This is a genomic window from Aquimarina sp. BL5 (assembly GCF_003443675.1).
Lineage (GTDB): Bacteria > Bacteroidota > Bacteroidia > Flavobacteriales > Flavobacteriaceae > Aquimarina.
The window spans coordinates 148396-166891 of the sequence record NZ_CP031963.1; the positions used below are offsets into that span (position 1 = coordinate 148396).

An 18496-nucleotide genomic window follows, 5' to 3' on the forward strand; every position below is an offset into this window, starting at 1 on the left:
AATTGATAGTGCTTTACAACTAAACATAAATCAAATCAATTGATCTATAGGGGTAACTAAAAGGTATATCTTGCTGCAATACCAACATTTACTCCAAAATTATCGACATCGTTAAATCCTGAGGTATTTTCTATAGAATGAATATCATAGGTAGGACGAATGCTAAAGGCTACTTGTAATGGGAAATCAAAACGATAGTCTGCTCCAAAATCCGCTCCTACATAAGGAAAGAATTCACTATCTCTATTGTTAGTTATTCCTATACCAAAGAAACTCGTTTTAAAATCGATATATCCAGCACCAATCCCAGGACCTGCGAACCAATTTAGATTATCCCAAATATTATAACTCCAGTGAAAATATCCACCTCCACGATAGGTGTTGATAAAAGAATTAGTTCTCCAGCTTAGATTAATATCAATTCGGTTGTGTTCTCCAAACATTTGTCGTTGATATGTAATTTCTGGACCAAATCCTTCGTCTCCTACAACACCTTCTGATATTCTAATCCCAATGGCGTTTTTAGGAATATCCTGAGCTTTTAAGTTAATACTTGTTACGATTAAGAGTACTCCAAAAAATAATTTCTTCATGATTATAAGGTTTTTTTTAATTTACCTTTAGTGTCATTTAGAATTGATAGGTTAACACAGGTGCATTTATTTTTTCTAAAAAAGAAAATCCTTAACAAGATTGTTAAGGATTCACTGTATTTAATTTAATATGTAATATTACTAAAACTTATACCTTGCACTAAGACCAAGATTAAATATAATATCGTCATCAGTATAGTCATCAAAATAGATTTCTGGTCTAAAATCTAACGAAATCATCAAAGGGAAATCAAAATTATATTCGATACCTACATCTCCCGTAACAAAACCAAAAGTTTCTAAGTCTCTATTATCAAGATCAGTATCAAAATCTACCAGACCACCACCAATTCCTGGACCTACATACCAATTAAGACCACCATCAATGTTAAAAACCCATTGATACATTCCTGTAATTTTTACTGCATTAAATTGATTTCTTCCTTGTACTCCTAGATCTAATTCAATTCTTGTATCAGAACTTAATTTGGCTTGGTAGGTAGCTTCTGCCCAGAAACCATCACTTTCACTTAGTCGTAAACCAATTGCATGTTCGGAAATATCCTGTGCTTGAACAGTAAAGATAGAAGCTAATAATAATGTGGTAATAATAAAAATACGCTTCGTCATTGTGCTTTTGTTTTTATTGTTATCCCAGTATAACGTTCTATCCTATATTTTAATGTAATAGAGTTGCTTAAGATTTTGTTAATTTAGTTAACGTTTTCTTAAATTGATTAATAGGTCATTTACAATTCGTGAAGCTTCATATCCGTACTTTCGAAAATTTTATCTGCTGAGTTTGCAATAAACCCGGTAAAAAGTTTTCCGTTTTCCTGCTCGTATCTATAAGCAAACTCGTAATAACAAGAAGTAATTTCCTTAACACCTTCAATGAATGTTACTTCGACTTTGTCTGCAAGAATGCTAGATTGTTCTAGTAATTGAGCAGGAGTACCTTTGATTTCCCCTCCGGATGAATTCATTGAGAAACCGTTGTTTTTTAGGAACTCGTTTAATCTACTTAAATCTTCAAACCCTTTTAGCTTGTTAACATCTACAGTAAAATGATTAGAACAAAACCCATTAACATACATCCAAGCTGCATATTCCGATTCATTTTGTAGCGCTTTATACGTTTTGTAAGACGGTGTTTCCCAAACGCTACCTTTTAAAATAAGCTCATCTTCATTGAAGATATTTTGATCACAATTATCTAGTATTTCCTTTATTGTCTCTTGTAATTCATCAGAAAAATGATGGGTTAATAGTTGACTAATAAAGATTTTTGGAGCATTCGGGTTATCGATGTGCTCGTAGTGTTTTGCATATAATTTCTTAGCTTCAAAATGATATTCACCCATTTCCTTATATCCCATTGTTATAAATGGTTTAGCAATAACTTCGATATTGGTTCTAGGGTCATCAAATGTTCTAATAGCAATATGATCATTAAAAACTGTTTCGCCTTTTGCTTCTAAAAGAGATTTTACCTTATATGCAGATGGGGTTTTACTGGCATATTGTTTCCATAGTGCTGATAAAAAAAGTGTAGGATTCATTTTTTATTTGTTTTATTTTAATACAAAAATACTAATTTTGACTACTTTTGTTTTGAAATGTAAACGATTTAGTCATTTATAGTTTTATTTTATGTCAAATTGATTTTACTTAAAAACAAGATTTCTTGTTTGAGTATAGATCTTGCAAAATTTCATTAATTATGAATCATTTTGATTATATAGACCAGCAGATATTATTACAGATCCGTAAAGATGCTAGAAAGCCTTTTTCTCAAATTGCAGAAGAGTTAAAGATTTCTAATTCATTAGTACATCAAAGAATTAGAAAGTTAAAAGAAAATGGTGTCATAGATAAAGCAGAGTTTGTAATTAATGAAAAACAGATAGGGTATAAGACCAAGTCTTATGTTGGTATAAGGCTAAAAGAAGCTAGGTATGCAAAATCTGTGGTAGATGATCTAGCTAAAATACCGGAGATATTAGAATGTAATTACGTTTCGGGTAATTATGCGCTTTTTATTCTGATATTTGCATATGATAATCATCATCTACGGAATATATTATATGAACAGATCCATCAAATTGAAGGTGTAGGCGGAACAGATAGTTTTATCTGTTTTGATACTAATTTCAAAAGACAAATTACCTTAGATTCATTGGCAAAAGGAAAACAGTTATGATTAAAGAAACTGACCTGTTAGTTTTACAAGATCGGTTAGATGGGGAACTAAGATTTGATTCACTTACGAAATCATTATATGCTACGGATGCATCAGTATATCGTAGGATTCCTATTGCGGCTGCTTTTCCAAAGAATATATCAGATATAAAGAAAATTATTGATTTTGCTAATGATCATAATTGCGGTTTGATTCCTAGAACAGCTGGGACATCCCTTGCAGGACAATGTGTAGGAGAAGGTATTGTAGTAGATGTATCTAAATATTTTACTAAGATAATCTCTGTTGATAAAACAAATAAAACGGTAACCGTTCAACCGGGAGTGATTAGGGATGATCTTAATCGTTTTTTAAAACCATATGGATTATTTTTTGGCCCTAATACATCTACTTCTAATCGATGTATGATTGGCGGAATGGTTGGTAATAACAGTAGTGGAACTACCTCTATACAATATGGAGTTACCAGAGATAAGGTAATTGAGTTACAAACGATTTTGTCTGATGGGAGTGAAGCTGTTTTTACAGATATTTCTAAAGAAGATTTTGAACATAAAATGAATCAAAATACTCTTGAAGGTAAAATATATAAAACCATTTACGAAGAACTCTCACCAAAGGATATACAAAAGCGAATTGATGATAATTTTCCAAAACCGGATATACACAGACGTAATACTGGATATGCAATAGATGAACTTATAATATCAGCTATTTTTTCTGATAGAAAGGATAGCTTTAATATGTGTAAGTTACTATCTGGTAGTGAAGGAACATTGGCTTTTACTACCCAGATTACCTTACAGTTAGATGAGTTACCTCCGCAAGAATCATTGATGATTGCTTCTCATTTTCGCTCTATTGAAGATTGTCTTAATGCGGTAGCACCTGTAATGCAACACGAATTATTCACTTGTGAGATGATGGATAAAACGATTTTAGATTGTACTAAGAATAATATAGAACAGCTTAAAAATCGTTTCTTTATAAAAGAAGATCCACAAGCAATTTTAATGCTCGAACTAAGAGCAAACGATACTAAAAACCTTGAAAAACAAAAATTAGCACTTTTATCTACTCTAGAGAAATCAAAATTATCATATGCAAATCCTATTTTATTAGGAGATGAAATACATCAGGCTTTAGAGCTTCGGAAAGCAGGATTAGGACTATTAGGTAATATTGTTGGTGATAAGAAAGCAGTTGCGTGTATAGAAGATACGGCAGTCGCTTTACCTGATTTGGCAGATTATATCGCCGAGTTTTCTGATCTTATGAAGAAACACGATCAGCAAGCCGTTTATTATGCGCACGCAGGTGCTGGAGAACTCCACCTAAGACCTATTTTAGATCTTAAAAAGAAAGAAGACGTAGTGCTTTTTAAAAAAATAACCGATGATGTAGCTGCTTTAGTAAAGAAGTATAAAGGATCTATGAGTGGAGAACATGGGGACGGAATTGTCCGTGCAGGATATATTCCTTTTATGATTGGAGAAGAGAATTATGAATTATTGAAACGAATTAAAAATGCTTTTGATCCTAAAAGTATTTTCAATCCTGGTAAAATTGTCAATGCTTATGCTATGGATGAGCATCTACGATATGAAATTGATCGTGAAGAACCTGAAATAAAAACATTGTTTGATTTTACGGATTCGCAAGGAATATTAAGGGCTACAGAAAAATGTAATGGTAGTGGTGATTGCAGAAAATCTGTAGAAGCAGGTGGAACCATGTGTCCAAGTTACAGAGCAACTAAAAATGAAAAAGATACCACCAGAGGTAGAGCAAATGCTCTAAGAGAAGTGTTAACTAATAATACAAGTAAAAATACATTTAATCAAAAGGAGTTAAAAGAAGTTTTTGATTTATGCCTTAGTTGTAAAGGGTGTTCTAGTGAATGTCCTTCTAATGTAGATGTGGCTACTTTAAAAGCTGAGTTTGAATATCAATACCAAAAAGAGCATGGAGTTTCGTTAAGAACGAAGCTATTTGCAAATAATAATAAATTAAATAATCTAGGAAGAATTGCTCCTGGATTAACAAACTTTGTTTTTAAAAATACAATTACTTCTGGAATTTTAAAATCTACATTAGGTATTGCTAAAGAAAGAGATTTACCTCTGTTAAGTAAACAGTCTCTTAGAAATTGGTGCTGTAAAAATTTAGTATCCATTCAACCAAAAAATCCAATAAAAACTATTTACTTTTTCATAGATGAATTTACAGATCATTTAGACTCTAATATTGGAATTGATGCCATAGAACTACTAACTCAATTAAATTATGAAGTAAAAATAGCCAAGCATAAAGAAAGTGGTAGAACTTTTATTTCGAAAGGTTTGTTAAAGCAAGCCAAAGCTTTGGCAAATCATAATGTAAGTGTTTTTAGTAATTTGATTTCGGATGAAATATCTCTAATCGGTTTAGAACCTTCAGCTATATTAACATTTAGAGATGAATATCTCCGATTAGCAGACCATAAAGAAGATGCTAAAACACTTTCTAAAAATGTTTTTCTCATCGATGAATTTTTAAAATCAGAAATCGAACTAGGAAACATTTCTTCTGATCAATTTACAAATGAAGAAAAGGTGATAAAACTTCACGGACACTGTCATCAAAAAGCATTATCTACTATTCATACAACGTTTGTATATCTTAACTTACCTAAAAACTTTAAAGTTACTATTATTCCATCCGGATGTTGTGGTATGGCGGGATCTTTTGGATATGAAAAAGAACACTATGATATCAGTATGCAAGTAGGCGAGCAGACGTTGTTTCCATCCGTTAGAAAGGCTTCTGAAGCTACCATTATTGCTGCTGTTGGAACGAGTTGTAGACATCAGATAAAAGATGGGACACAACGCACTGCGTTGCATCCCATTAGTATATTAAGAAAAGCCTTTGTCAATTAGTTTTACCAAGATATTTGAGTAGTACAGTTAGAATCAGATGGCCTTCTTGAGTATGTTACCTCTACATTGGTAATACCTCTATTTGAAAGATCTTCAGTGTATGTGAATTTTGAAAAACTTCCAGGATTTATTTCCTGTATAAAACCTTGAGTGTCTACAAGAAGAAATACAGATTGAATACTCCAACGTCTTGAACATCCTAATCCCACAAACGCCTGTCTACACTTATAACTTCTCATTGTAGCGACAAGTCTAGTGCTTGTTAGATTATTTCTTACGAAAACATTTCGATAATATCCTCCTGTGCATACTTCATAGCATTCTCCCGGATCTCCAATTGGAATAATACCTCCATCTGATGGATCTATAGGTAATTCTTCTAATCCAGAACAAACAATATTACACACTCTTGGTACCCAAACCTGTCTGTATTGGGGAGTGAATGTATTTATTATTGAGGTATTCCCAGTCAATTCTCTTCGCTCACCTGGAGGAGACCATATACAATTGTCTTTTAGTGTTTCATCAAAAGTTTTATTGATATTTTCATTCAATAAATTGATAACAATTAAATCATCATTCTTATTTCCTGATTTTTTTAGTGAAGGATCATTTTTATAATTTAGATTAATCCTTAATTCCTTATTAGAATATTCCAGTTTTGAACCTGCAACGTAAACAATTCCATTTTTATCCAACAAAGTAGCTAAAATTTCATCCTTGATTCTAAATTGATCAATAGTGTAACCATCAAAAGACATATAGTTTTCATATTTCTTTTTTAGAGAATTATATTCTTCATCAAAAGATTTTGCCAATGCTATATCTTTTGAATTGTCTTCTTGAAGAAAATCTTTATACTGGTTATAAATTCTTTTTTCTTCATCTAATGCGTTTATATATATAGAGAATAAAGAGTTGAAACCAATATCATTATTCCAGCTTATTATTTTCTCTTCTGATAGATCTTTTATCCATAAAATAGTATTTTTAAAATCCTCTGTGGTTGCAAAGTTTAGCACTCCGTCTTCAGAAACATAGATTTTGGATGTAATTTCTTCAATATTGATTTCTTGATTAATATTTTCTAGTTCATCATTAACTTCCAACTCCTGTTGACAAGAATAGATTAGTAAAAAACTAAAAATGGACAATGTGATTTTTAAGATGTTTTTCATTGTATGAATGATTTTTATATAAATGATTTATTAAAGCAGATCATTAGTTCACTACTTTCATCAAATAGTTACGTATGGGATCATTTCTTACCCATGATTTTTATTAAAAAAATAATTATTCCCAAATTCATTTTTATTTACTCTCTCAATTTCTAATTTTTGGTAGCGTAATAGTTTGATTTTCAGTTATAATGTTTAGTCTTGATTATTTATAAAATAGAGCTTTCAAAATTGTGAATATCTATTGGTATAATTCGCTGTGAGATTTTTTTTTAAGATTTATATTTGGCATCCTAAAAAAGTAAATATATGAGCGCTACTTGGTATGAATGTAAAGTAAAGTATAGAAAAATAAACGATTCCGGAGTACAGAAGGTTACTACAGAACCTTATTTGGTGGATGCTGTATCTTATACAGAAGCAGAAACTAGAATTAATGAAGAAATGGCAGCTTATGTTAGCGAAGAATTTAAAATCACTAATATAAAAGTTGCGAATTTTGCCGAGATACATCCGTTTGAGAATTCTGATCGTTGGTTTAAGTCAAAGGTATCTTTGATTGCATATGATGAAGAAAGTGGTAAAGAACGAAAAACTAATATGTACTTACTTGTACAGGCAAATGATGTAAAAGAAGCTTTCGATAATACAAATAGTATGATGAAAGGTACCACAGGAGATTATACCATACCAGCTATTACAGAATCGCCAATCATGGATGTGTTTCCTTATTTTACAGGAGAAGAAGATCAATTAGAAAAGTTTAAAGCATTACGAGATTCTATTCAGGTTGTAGAAGAAGTAGAGATAGATGAAAATGTACCTGCAGCTCCTGGTTTTATTATAAAAGACGAAGAAGAATAATTTCTTTTTAGATACTATTATTAGAAATCTGGTATAATACTGTTTTCTATTTTATAAGTTTTTATATCTGTGATTTGTCATAGATGTAAAAACTTTTTTTTTACAATAGAATTATATGTGGAACTATTAAATTGATTTTTACTAAGATACTAGTAACTTATTCCGGAATTAGTCGTCATACATATGTTACTTATTCTTAAGTAATTTTATATATCAATCAAAAATAAAGAATCACATGAAATCATTACAAAAAATTAGATTACTCTTTTTTGCAAGTCTTTGTACAATCTGTTTTACACACGTTCAAGGTCAAAATATAGAGAAAGATATTGATGCTATTATTTCTTCAATGTATACCGCGAATGAACCAGGAGTTTCTATTTTAGTAGCAAAAGATGGTAAATCTATTTATCGCAAGGCATTTGGTAAAGCAAGTCTAGAGTTAGATGTTCCTTTAAAACCAGAAAATGTATTCGAGATAGGGTCAATTACTAAACAGTTTACAGCGGTTGCTATTCTAATGTTAGAGGAACAAGGAAAGCTTAAAATTGATGATGAAATCACGAAATACATTCCAGATTATCCCACTAATGGTAAAAAGATCACGATTCATCATTTACTGAATCATACTTCGGGTATAAAAAGTTATACAGGGATGCAAAGCTTCATGAAATCCGCAAGAACGGATATGACGCCAAAAGAACTTATTGACGTTTTTAAAAATGAGCCAATGGATTTTGATCCTGGAGAAGAGTTCAAGTATAATAATTCTGGGTACATATTATTAGGATATATCATTGAGGTAATTTCGGGGGATACTTATGAGAATTTTATCGAGAAGAATATTTTTGAAAAGATTGACATGAATTCTTCTTATTATGGAAATATGAGTGAGCTTATTAAAAACAGAGCATTAGGTTATAAACAAGAAGGTGATACGTTTTTAAATGCAGATTATCTTAGTTTGACATTGCCATATGCCGCTGGTTCATTAATGTCTACAATAGATGATTTGTTAAAATGGCAAAATGCAATTAATGCAAATACCTTTATAAAAAGAACAAGCTTAGAAAAAGCAATTAACGGTTCTACATTGAATAGTGGTGAGGAAATTAATTATGGATATGGTTGGCGTAAGACTGATATACAGGGTTCTAAAGGATATTCTCATAGTGGAGGGATTTTTGGGTATACAACGAATGGAATTTTTCTTGAAAAAGAAAATGTGTATGTAATTGGGTTGACTAATTGTAATTGTAAAAACATACGTGAAATTACTATGAAAGTAGCCGCTACGGTAATAGGTAAACCAATTCCAGATAAGAAAGATGCTATACCATTATCCATTGATGAAGCAAAGAAATGGGTTGGTGCATATGAGTTCGAAGAAGGTGTGATAAGACATATTATCCTAAAAGAGGGTAAGTTATTTAGTCTTAAGGAAGGAAAGAACTCAAGAGAATTTGAGATATATCCAATGAAAGATGGTTCATTTATATTTGATGATGGAACCATATCATATACTTTTTCTTTGGAAGATGATGCCACACGACAAACCGTTTTTAAAACGGCTCAAGAAAATTTTGTGGGAAAAGGAATTGATAAAGCACCTCCTGCAGAAAGAAAGTCAATAACTGTAGCACCAGATGTTTTAAAACATTATGTAGGTAAGTATGAACTACAACCAAATTTTATTATTGATATAACTTTAGAAGGAAATTCTATATATGCAATGGCTACAGGTCAACCTAAATTTGAGATTTTTGCAGAAAGTGAAACACAATTTTTCCTAAAAGTAGTTCCTGCAGAAATTACATTCAATAAAAGTGATAAAGGAACCATAGATAGTTTGACTTTAAACCAAGGAGGAAGACAAATGCCTGCTAAACGAATAGAATAATTTTAGCTTTTATCCAAAAGAAATATAGAAACGATATGTAGATAGGTTATTAAAATTATCCGTGTATCGTTTCTTTTTTGCCATATTTTTGAATAAGTTCTCCTTCGAATTTCAGTAGGTCTTGCCATTGTTGATCCACATCAATATCTTTTCCGTATTTACGCGCAAAACCAATAAAGGTTGTATAGTGACCCGCTTCACTAATCATAAGATCATGATAGAATTTTGATAATTCGGAATCCTTTATTTTTTCCGAAAGAAGTTTAAAACGTTCACAACTTCGAGCTTCGATCATAGCAGAAAAAAGCAATCTACTTACTAAACCTTGCTGACGACTTCCTCCTTGTTTTACTTTATGCTTAAATAATTCATTTACATAACTATCTTTTCGTTCGCGTCCGAGTTTATAACCACGCTTTTTTATGAGTTCATGAACCATTTGAAAATGCTCTAATTCTTCTTGAGCTAAGATCAGTAAATCGGTTACCAGATCTTCGTGTTCAGAGTTTAGTGTGATAATAGTAATAGCATTGGTTGCTGCTTTTTGTTCACACCAAGCGTGATCTGTAAGAATTTCTTCGATATTTGATTCTACTAATGCAGCCCAACGAGGATCCGTTGCCAATTTTAAACCAAGCATAAATGTTTTGTTTTAGATGATTTGGAATGTTTGACCAAAGATACGTATTACAGCTTTTGTTTTTTAACAATTATAATTATTGATTATAAAAGTGGTTTGATGGTTCACTGTGGATATAGACTTCTTATTAAACAATTGTAAACAATTCTATTTGTTCATTTTTCCCTCTTAATGAAGCTTTATCAACTGTCTTGTATGTAAAACCAGAGTTGTTTTTCAATTTTTTTACTAAACAATCAGAAATAAGAATAACTTGTCCATAGGTGTTACAGAGTCCTTCAATTCTGGCTGTAGTATTAAGTACATCTCCTGTAAAAACGATAACCTTTTTAATTGTTCCAATTTCGCCGGCTGTAATCATTCCGCAATGAAATCCTGCTTTAAAAGTTGGTAAAACTCCAAATTGTTCCAGATATTTTGTAGATTGATTTTTGAGAGCTTTTTGCATAGAGTAAAAACAATGAATACAGTTATTATTTTTAAGTCCTTTATCTAAACTCCAAGAAACCACAATTTCATCTCCTACATACTGATATATAATACCCGCGTGTTCTACAATAGCGTTGGATAGATCAGCATAATATTGGGCTAACATCTCAAAATATTTCACGTGACCTAATTTTTCAGCAATAGAAGTAGAGGACTTCATATCCAAAAACATAAAAATGCGCTCTTCTTCAATGGGTTTATGGTATTTTCCAGTAAAAAAATTAAATAATACTTCTTGACCAATATTGTCACTTACTTCTAGATAAAACAAAGAAAATCCAATAGTTGTTATGATATATAATATAACACTAAGAAAAGCAATATTAGTTACAAAATTGCGCAAATTTATCCATACGTTCTTGTCAAATAAATCAGTATCAAATTCAACAATGAATGATATAGTAGCTGTACTAACTAAGAAAATAATTACTATAACTATATAAAAAGCTATTTTGTAGATTATTTTTTTAAGGAAGCTTTTCGAATAAAAGAATTTATTAAAATATAATACTTCAAAAGAACCAATAATTAACCCAAAAATACAAGCAGAAATTATGGAAATAATGATACTGTTATTAAAGTTATAAGGATTGTTAGTAGAAGGGTAATGGGTTGCATCACCGAGAATTCCTTTTTCTAAAAATAAATAAATTAAAGATGAAATAATAAAAAGTATAATGAAAGGAGTAACCCTATATATTAATCTTTTTTTTAAAGGAGAAAGTATACTCATTAAAAGTATGAATGTTAACTGGTGGTTAAAGAGGAGCATGCTCACTCAAAGTTAAGAATAAATATTTTGGGTATTAAAAGTTGTTACAGAAAAGGACGGATCACATTGCTTAAAGTTGCAAAGAAGTTATAGCGATACGTTATTAGAAGTATATTGATTATTATTTTTTTATCAATTTATTGATTGCAAAAGAAGCTTGAATACTTTCTAAACTAATATCTAGATCTTCTATTTCATCATCTACCAATTTATCAGTTTTAATATCTTTATTTTGGTATGTTATAAGTTCCCACTCCTTATTTTTATACTCTAGAGCAGTAAGGTTTTCAATCCAATCACCAGAGTTTAAATACATACAGGATCCATTTTTATTAGATTTTTTGGTTATTTGAGGTTGATGAATGTGTCCACAAATTACATAATGATAATCATTATCGATAGCTAAATCTGCTGCCACTTGTTCGAAATCATTAATATATTTCACAGCCTTCTTTACACTATTTTTGATCTTTTTGGATAAAGAGAATTTTTCTTTACCAAACTTTACCAGACACCAATTCATAAGTTGATTTATTAATATCAAAAGATCATATCCCCAACCACCAAGTTTGGCAAGCCATTTTGCATTTTGTATAGAAGCATCAAAAATGTCGCCGTGAAATATCCAGGTTTTCTTATTATCTAACTCCAGAACAACTTTATCCACTAATTGGAAGTTACCCATTTTGGTATCACTAAACTTTCTTAGCATCTCATCATGATTCCCTGTTATGTAAATAACTTCTGTTCCTTTTGAAGCAAAATTGATAATTTTTTTGATGATTTTAAGGTGTGATTTAGGAAAATAATGTTTTCTGAATTGCCAAATATCAATAATATCCCCATTAAGAATAAGTGTTTTTGGTTTTATACTATTTAGATAATTTAACAATTCTTCCGCCTGACAGCCAAATGTCCCTAGATGGACATCAGAAATCACAACAACTTCAACAATACGTTTTTTCATAGACTATAGTAAGCCCCAAATTAACTACACATAGATTAAAAAACAATTAACTGATTATAAGTAGATTGTTATGATTTATGCCTAGTATATTTCTTATGTTATCATAATGTTATTAAGTAGACTCAATTCCATAAAGATTTCCCTGTATTTCGATAAAAAGGTTCTATATACTTTCTTAACAACTAAAGAATTGGTTTGTTTCGCTTTTTTCTTATCCTGAAGTATATCTAAATTCGTCTTGTAAATCTTAACAGTATTCTTACTGAAAAGTTTAAAATATCTTTCTCTAACTAAAATTATTTTATGACGTTTTTACAAATGAAAATTTATAATAGGTTGTCATTATTGTTAATCATATTTAGTGTATTTCTATCCTGTGAATCTAAAAATCTAGATACTTCAAAAAAAGATATAATAGAAGATCCAATTGAGAATAAAATTGATAGCATTCTTTCCAAGATGTCTTTAGAAGAGAAAATTGGTCAAACTGCTCAAAGAGGTAAATCCAGTAGAGTAAAAGAATTACCTGCAGATCTTAAAGAAGCCGTGAGAAAAGGACAGATTGGTTCTTTTCTTAATATTATGAATAAAAACGATGCTAAAGAATTACAAAGAATAGCCGTAGAAGAAAGCCCTAGTAAGATTCCATTAATTTTTGCACGAGATGTGATCCATGGATTCAAAACAATTTTCCCTATTCCACTAGGGCAGGCGGCTTCATTTAATCCTCTGTTGGTAAAGGAAGGTTCTAGAGTAGCGGCGATAGAAGCAAGTACAAGTGGAATTAGATGGACTTTTGCTCCGATGTTAGATATATCAAGAGATCCTAGATGGGGTAGAATTGCTGAATCAGCGGGTGAAGATCCCTATTTGACAAGTGTAATGGCAGAAGCATATATAAAAGGTTTCCAAGGAGAAGATTTATCATCACCAACAAGTATGGCAGCCTGTGCAAAACATTTTATTGGATATGGAGCAGCAGAAGGAGGAAGAGATTACAATACGGCGAATATAAACGAAAATTTATTACATAATACGTATTTGAAGCCATTTAAGAAAGCTGTAGAAGCGGGTTCGGCAACATTTATGACCAGTTTTAATGAGCTTAACGGGGTTCCGGCGTCTGCCAATAAATATATTCTTAAAGATATTTTAAGAGATGAATGGGGATTCGATGGTTTTGTGGTGAGTGATTGGAATTCTATTATAGAGATGGTAAATCATGGATTTGCAAAAGATGAAAAAGAAGCAGCAGAGAAATCAATAAATGCAATGTTGGATATGGAAATGACTAGTACTTCATATCACGATCATCTAAAACAATTAATCAATGAAGGTAAGTTTTCTGAAAAACAATTGGATACAATTGTTAAGAATATACTTCGTATAAAACTGCGATTAGGATTATTTGAGAATCCATATTTTGATCCTAATGATGCGATTCTTTATGATAAAAAACATTTAGCTTCGGCTCAAGAAACCGCTACAGAAAGTACGGTATTACTAAAAAATAAGAATAATTTATTACCGTTAAATTCCAAAAATAAATTAGCAATTATAGGTCCTTTGGCAAATGCTCCTCACGAACAATTAGGTACTTGGACTTTTGATGGCGAAAAAGAACATACCATTACTCCATTAAAATCATTTCAACAGGATGATCAGTATACAATTCAATACAGCGAAGGATTATCATACAGTAGAGATAAATCAACCGATGGTTTTGGTAATGCAATAAAAGCAGCAAAGTCTTCTGACGTGATTCTATTTTTTGCTGGAGAAGAAGCTATTTTATCTGGAGAAGCGCATAGTAGAGCTAGTATAAACCTTCCTGGAGGTCAAGAAGATTTAATCACAGAATTACATAAGACAGGAAAGCCTATTGTTTTAATTGTTATGGCAGGTAGACCAATTACATTAGGAAACATTATAGATAAGGTTGATGCCGTTTTAATGGCTTGGCATCCTGGAACTATGGGCGGGCCTGCTTTGAAAAATATTATAACCGGAAAAGTTTCCCCTTCAGGAAAACTGCCGATTACCTGGCCAAAAGAAGTAGGACAAATACCAATTCATTACAATCATAAAAATACGGGTAGACCTGTGATTCCAGAAGAATTTGTGTATATGGATTCAATACCAATTGCGGCTTGGCAAAGTTCTCTGGGTAATACATCACATTATCTGGATGCAGGTTTTTTACCACAATATCCTTTTGGGTATGGTTTAAGTTATAGTAATTTTAGATATGCTGATGTTAGTATTTCATCAACTAGCCCTAAGATTGGAGATACAATTACGGTAAAAGCTATGATTACCAATACAGGAAAAATTAAAGCCAAAGAAACCGTACAATTGTATTTTAGAGATATGGTTGGTAGTTTAACCAGACCAGTTAAAGAACTTTTACGATTTAAAAAAGTAACTTTAGAAGCAGGTGCTTCTAAAGAAGTTATATTTAATTTTTCTACAGATGATTTGGCTTTTTATGGACCGGATAAAATATGGGTTACAGAACCAGGTGATTTTAAACTATGGGTAAGTAAACATTCGATGGATGAAGCGAATGAATTAGAATTTACATTAGAATAAAAGGAATAATAATATTGTGAGCAAAGGTATTGTATATATCATATATGGAGTTTCCGGAAGTGGAAAAACAACTATAGGAAAAAAGTTAGCTAAAGATTTAGATATTCCTTTTTTTGATGCAGATGACTTTCATCCAGAAAGTAATATTAAGAAAATGTCTGATGGATTTCCGCTTGATGATACAGATAGGGAGCCTTGGTTACAAAAGATAGCGAATGAAATTAAAGTTTGGAACACTAAAAATGGAGCAGTATTAGCTTGTTCTGCCTTAAAAATAAAGTATAGAAAAACGCTAGGATCTATTGATGAAAAATACATAAAATGGATTTTCTTAGAAGGAAGTTATGATATGATTTCCAAACGCATGCAAGCAAGAAAAAATCATTTTTTCAAAAAAGAAATGTTGGTTTCTCAATTTGAAACCTTAGAAGGACCAGAAAAAGGGATTGTTATAACAGTTGATAAAAGTAGTGATGAAATTGTGAATGAAATTAAATCTAAATTGGATACAAATAGATCGCAGTTAGGATTGATAGGATTAGGAGTGATGGGTAAGAGCTTAGCTAAAAACCTTTTATCTAAAAACTTCACACTTTCTGTGTATAATAGGCAAGTGGATGATTATGAGGTTGATATCGCAAAAAAGTTTGTAAAGGAGCAGCCTGATAACCATATGGTACTAGGGTTTGATAATTTAAAATCATTTGTAGACTCTATAGAACAACCTCGTACCATTATACTTATGGTCAATGCCGGGAAACCGGTGGATGTGGTGATTGAAGCATTAGTACCATTTTTATCGAAAGATGATTGTGTTGTTGATGGAGGAAATTCTCATTATAAATCAACATTAGAGAGAAGCGATAGATTAATTGATAAAGGAATCCATTTTTTAGGAGCAGGTATTTCTGGAGGAGAAGAAGGAGCTTTAAAAGGTCCTTCGATTATGCCTGGAGGATCAAAGAAAGCTTATAATAGATCAGGAAATTTTTTAGAAGCTATTGCGGCGAGAGATAAAGCAAATAATCCATGTTGTGAATATATTGGGCCAGAAGGATCAGGACATTATGTAAAAATGGTTCATAACGGTATCGAATATGCAGAGATGCAATTGTTAGCGGAAACCTATCATGTCTTGCGTTTTTATGCAAAGAAAAATCCTGATCAAATAGCAGCTATTTTTAATATTTGGAGAAATAATGGATTAGATAGTTATTTGCTCGAAATTACGGCCGATATTCTTCTTAAAAAAGAGGGAGATGATTTTCTAATAGATAAAGTACTGGATAAAGCAGGGCAGAAGGGAACAGGTGGTTGGTCTACGAATGCTGCTTTAGAAGTCGGAATGCCGTTATCTACGATTTCAGAATCTGTAATGGCCCGTAACATTTCTGGAATCAAATCCAAACGTGTTGAAGCTTCAGAAAAATATCAGCTAAAAACATATAGTATTTCTTCAAATGATACCATATTTATTGAAAATTTAGAAAAAGCTTTCAGAACGGCAAGTGTTATTAATCATCATATCGGTTTTGAGCTAATAAAAGAAGCTTCTAACGAATACAACTGGGAACTGAACCTTTCTAAAATAGCCAGAATATGGACAAACGGTTGTATCATACGAAGTGATTTAATGGAGCAAATTTGGAAGTTGTTTTTAAATGATAATGACACCTCTCTGTTACTACTTCCGGATATAATCATAACTGTAAAATCAGATATTCATTCACTAACGGAAACCGTTGCTGCCGGACTTACATCAGGATTTTCTCTACCAGTATTTTCGGCAGCGGCGAACTACTTTTTAGCATATACATCGGCTCAGTCTTCGGCCAACATCATACAAGCGCAAAGGGATTATTTTGGAGCACATACCTATCAAAGAGTAGATACATCGCTAGATGAATATTTTCATACAAACTGGAAACACTAATTTATGGACTATCAATTATTAATTGCTGTCGGAGTAGGTATCATTGCATTGCTTTTTATGATCCTGAAATTAAGAATGCAAGCATTTATTGCACTGCTTATCGTTTGTATATTGGTGGGAATTGTTGCTGGATTACCAGCAGAAGAAATTCTTACTAGTATTAAGAATGGAATGGGAGGAACACTTGGTTTTGTAGCAACTGTTGTGGGGCTTGGAGCATTATTTGGTGGATTGTTAGAAAACTCAGGAGGGGCACAAGGATTGGCAAATTATATACTAAAATTAGCTGGAGAAAAAAATGCATCCTGGGCATTGATGATCACTGGGTTCATCATTGCAATACCCGTTTTTTTTGATGTGGCTTTTATTATTTTAGTACCAATAGTATATGCAATTGCCAGAAAAACCAAAAAATCTTTATTGCTCTATGCAATTCCATTATTAGCTGGATTAGCAATTACACATAGTTTTATACCACCAACTCCTGGTCCAGTCGCTGTAGCTGATATATTGGGAGCTAATCTTGGATGGGTCATTGTATTTGGATTTATTACAGGTGTTCCTGCTGCGATAATTAGTGGACCAATATTGGGAAAACACCTTGCTAATAAAATAGATATCACGATTCCTGAGGCTAATGATTCTAATATAAGAATGGATAATACTCCTAATCCTATTGGTATTATTATAATTATTACGTTACCCATTTTATTAATAGTATTAAAAACAGTTTTGCTGGGCGATTGGTTTAAGGAAGATGTGTTACCGCAATCAATGATATATATAATAACTCTTTTAGGGCACCCTTTTACTGCTTTGATTATAGCAAATTTAATTGCTTGGTATTTTCTCGGAATTAAAAGAGGAGTTACTAGAGATGAACTTTTGAAAATTTCAATGAAATCATTCAAACCAGCAGGAGCCATTATCTTACTAACTGGTGCTGGTGGAGCTTTTAAACAAATATTAGTAGACACCAAAGCAGGGGAATTATTAGCTTCTTCGTTACAGAGTTCATACATCCACCCATTGTTATTTGCATTTATAGTTGCGGCTTTGATTAGAGTTTTACAAGGTTCTGCTACGACCGCTATGATTGCAGCTGCAGGTATTACCTCACCGATTATTCTTGCTGGAGATTTTAGTGCTGCACAGATTGCTCTTTTTGTAATTTCCATTGCTTCGGGAGCAACGATCTTATCTCATGTGAATGATAGTGGATTTTGGTTAGTAGGACAATATCTGGGAATGACAGAGAAACAAACCTTTCGTTCCTGGACTGTTATGACAACTCTTATTGCAATTACTGGAGTTTTGATGTCTTTGTTATTATGGTATGTTTTTTAGCCAGTCTTTAGAAACTATTCCAAAGGAAATAAACTAAAACATATGATTCAGTTAAAAACTAGTTAACTACCCATTTCGGGTGGCAATGCTACTATTA

Annotated in this window: 14 protein-coding genes; 7 read left to right on the top strand and 7 right to left on the bottom strand. The window is 31.9% G+C overall.

Translation table 11 applies throughout. The annotated features are described in order from the left end of the window. Positions 1-56: 56 nt before the first annotated feature. From D1818_RS00755 to D1818_RS00765, 3 genes are all read right to left on the bottom strand, one after another. Positions 57-593, bottom strand: a complete 537-nt coding sequence (locus D1818_RS00755; RefSeq protein ID WP_118455412.1) for a hypothetical protein — start codon at positions 591-593, stop codon at positions 57-59. Between the two features lie 141 nt (positions 594-734). After that, a complete protein-coding gene (locus tag D1818_RS00760) occupies positions 735-1223 on the bottom strand; it encodes a hypothetical protein (protein ID WP_118455414.1) in 489 nt (162 codons plus the stop codon). Between the two features lie 119 nt (positions 1224-1342). Continuing rightward, a complete protein-coding gene (locus tag D1818_RS00765) occupies positions 1343-2155 on the bottom strand; it encodes a DUF1338 domain-containing protein (protein ID WP_118455416.1) in 813 nt (270 codons plus the stop codon). A 161-nt stretch (positions 2156-2316) separates the two neighbouring features. Between D1818_RS00765 and D1818_RS00770 the strand changes: the two genes are divergently transcribed. Together D1818_RS00770 and D1818_RS00775 are read left to right on the top strand one after the other, a co-directional pair. Further along, complete coding sequence (locus D1818_RS00770) at positions 2317-2796, top strand: Lrp/AsnC family transcriptional regulator (RefSeq protein ID WP_118455419.1); 480 nt, start codon at positions 2317-2319, stop codon at positions 2794-2796. Further along, positions 2793-5717: an FAD-binding and (Fe-S)-binding domain-containing protein gene (locus D1818_RS00775; RefSeq protein WP_118455421.1), complete on the top strand. Its 2925-nt coding sequence runs from the start codon at positions 2793-2795 to the stop codon at positions 5715-5717. The genes D1818_RS00770 and D1818_RS00775 overlap by 4 nt, the downstream gene beginning before the upstream one ends. Positions 5718-5719: 2 nt before the next feature. Here D1818_RS00775 and D1818_RS00780 read toward each other — a convergent pair whose 3' ends face one another. Continuing rightward, positions 5720-6895, bottom strand: coding sequence for a DUF4848 domain-containing protein (locus D1818_RS00780; protein WP_118455423.1), 1176 nt, complete (start codon positions 6893-6895; stop codon positions 5720-5722). A 309-nt stretch (positions 6896-7204) separates the two neighbouring features. On the opposite strand from D1818_RS00780, the gene D1818_RS00785 reads away from it, so the two are divergent. After that, a complete protein-coding gene (locus D1818_RS00785; RefSeq protein WP_118455425.1) occupies positions 7205-7759 on the top strand; it encodes a DUF4494 domain-containing protein in 555 nt (184 codons plus the stop codon). 235 nt (positions 7760-7994) lie between these two features. Continuing rightward, positions 7995-9659 carry a serine hydrolase gene (locus tag D1818_RS00790; protein ID WP_118455428.1) on the top strand — a complete coding sequence of 555 codons (1665 nt, stop codon included), beginning with the start codon at positions 7995-7997 and terminating at the stop codon, positions 9657-9659. Between the two features lie 55 nt (positions 9660-9714). On the opposite strand, the gene D1818_RS00795 is transcribed toward D1818_RS00790, so the two are convergent. The 3 genes from D1818_RS00795 to D1818_RS00805 all read right to left on the bottom strand — a co-directional run bounded on the left by D1818_RS00795 (position 9715) and on the right by D1818_RS00805 (position 12527). Continuing rightward, positions 9715-10299, bottom strand: coding sequence for a tRNA-(ms[2]io[6]A)-hydroxylase (locus D1818_RS00795; protein ID WP_118455431.1), 585 nt, complete (start codon positions 10297-10299; stop codon positions 9715-9717). Positions 10300-10426: 127 nt separating this feature from the next. Continuing rightward, on the bottom strand, positions 10427-11521 hold the full coding sequence (locus tag D1818_RS00800) for an adenylate/guanylate cyclase domain-containing protein (RefSeq protein WP_205487261.1): 1095 nt from the start codon (positions 11519-11521) through the stop codon (positions 10427-10429). A 160-nt stretch (positions 11522-11681) separates the two neighbouring features. Then, positions 11682-12527 (bottom strand): UDP-2,3-diacylglucosamine diphosphatase, encoded by an 846-nt coding sequence (locus tag D1818_RS00805; protein WP_118455433.1) that lies wholly within the window; start codon positions 12525-12527, stop codon positions 11682-11684. 318 nt (positions 12528-12845) lie between these two features. Here D1818_RS00805 and bglX point away from each other — a divergent pair, with 318 nt between their 5' ends. The 3 genes from bglX to D1818_RS00820 are packed head-to-tail and all read left to right on the top strand — an operon-like array spanning position 12846 to position 18399. After that, complete coding sequence (gene bglX / locus D1818_RS00810) at positions 12846-15119, top strand: beta-glucosidase BglX (protein ID WP_118463395.1); 2274 nt, start codon at positions 12846-12848, stop codon at positions 15117-15119. Between the two features lie 16 nt (positions 15120-15135). Next, positions 15136-17052 (top strand): NADP-dependent phosphogluconate dehydrogenase, encoded by a 1917-nt coding sequence (gndA, locus tag D1818_RS00815; protein ID WP_199726299.1) that lies wholly within the window; start codon positions 15136-15138, stop codon positions 17050-17052. Between the two features lie 3 nt (positions 17053-17055). Then, positions 17056-18399, top strand: a complete 1344-nt coding sequence (locus tag D1818_RS00820) for a GntP family permease (protein ID WP_118455435.1) — start codon at positions 17056-17058, stop codon at positions 18397-18399. Positions 18400-18496 lie beyond the last annotated feature (97 nt).

Coding starts and splice junctions, on each gene's coding strand:
- D1818_RS00755 (WP_118455412.1), bottom strand. CDS start 593: ATGAAGAAATTATTTTTTGGAGTACTCTTAATCGTAACAAGTATTAAC.
- D1818_RS00760 (WP_118455414.1), bottom strand. CDS start 1,223: ATGACGAAGCGTATTTTTATTATTACCACATTATTATTAGCTTCTATC.
- D1818_RS00765 (WP_118455416.1), bottom strand. CDS start 2,155: ATGAATCCTACACTTTTTTTATCAGCACTATGGAAACAATATGCCAGT.
- D1818_RS00770 (WP_118455419.1), top strand. CDS start 2,317: ATGAATCATTTTGATTATATAGACCAGCAGATATTATTACAGATCCGT.
- D1818_RS00775 (WP_118455421.1), top strand. CDS start 2,793: ATGATTAAAGAAACTGACCTGTTAGTTTTACAAGATCGGTTAGATGGG.
- D1818_RS00780 (WP_118455423.1), bottom strand. CDS start 6,895: ATGAAAAACATCTTAAAAATCACATTGTCCATTTTTAGTTTTTTACTA.
- D1818_RS00785 (WP_118455425.1), top strand. CDS start 7,205: ATGAGCGCTACTTGGTATGAATGTAAAGTAAAGTATAGAAAAATAAAC.
- D1818_RS00790 (WP_118455428.1), top strand. CDS start 7,995: ATGAAATCATTACAAAAAATTAGATTACTCTTTTTTGCAAGTCTTTGT.
- D1818_RS00795 (WP_118455431.1), bottom strand. CDS start 10,299: ATGCTTGGTTTAAAATTGGCAACGGATCCTCGTTGGGCTGCATTAGTA.
- D1818_RS00800 (WP_205487261.1), bottom strand. CDS start 11,521: ATGAGTATACTTTCTCCTTTAAAAAAAAGATTAATATATAGGGTTACT.
- D1818_RS00805 (WP_118455433.1), bottom strand. CDS start 12,527: ATGAAAAAACGTATTGTTGAAGTTGTTGTGATTTCTGATGTCCATCTA.
- bglX (WP_118463395.1), top strand. CDS start 12,846: ATGAAAATTTATAATAGGTTGTCATTATTGTTAATCATATTTAGTGTA.
- D1818_RS00820 (WP_118455435.1), top strand. CDS start 17,056: ATGGACTATCAATTATTAATTGCTGTCGGAGTAGGTATCATTGCATTG.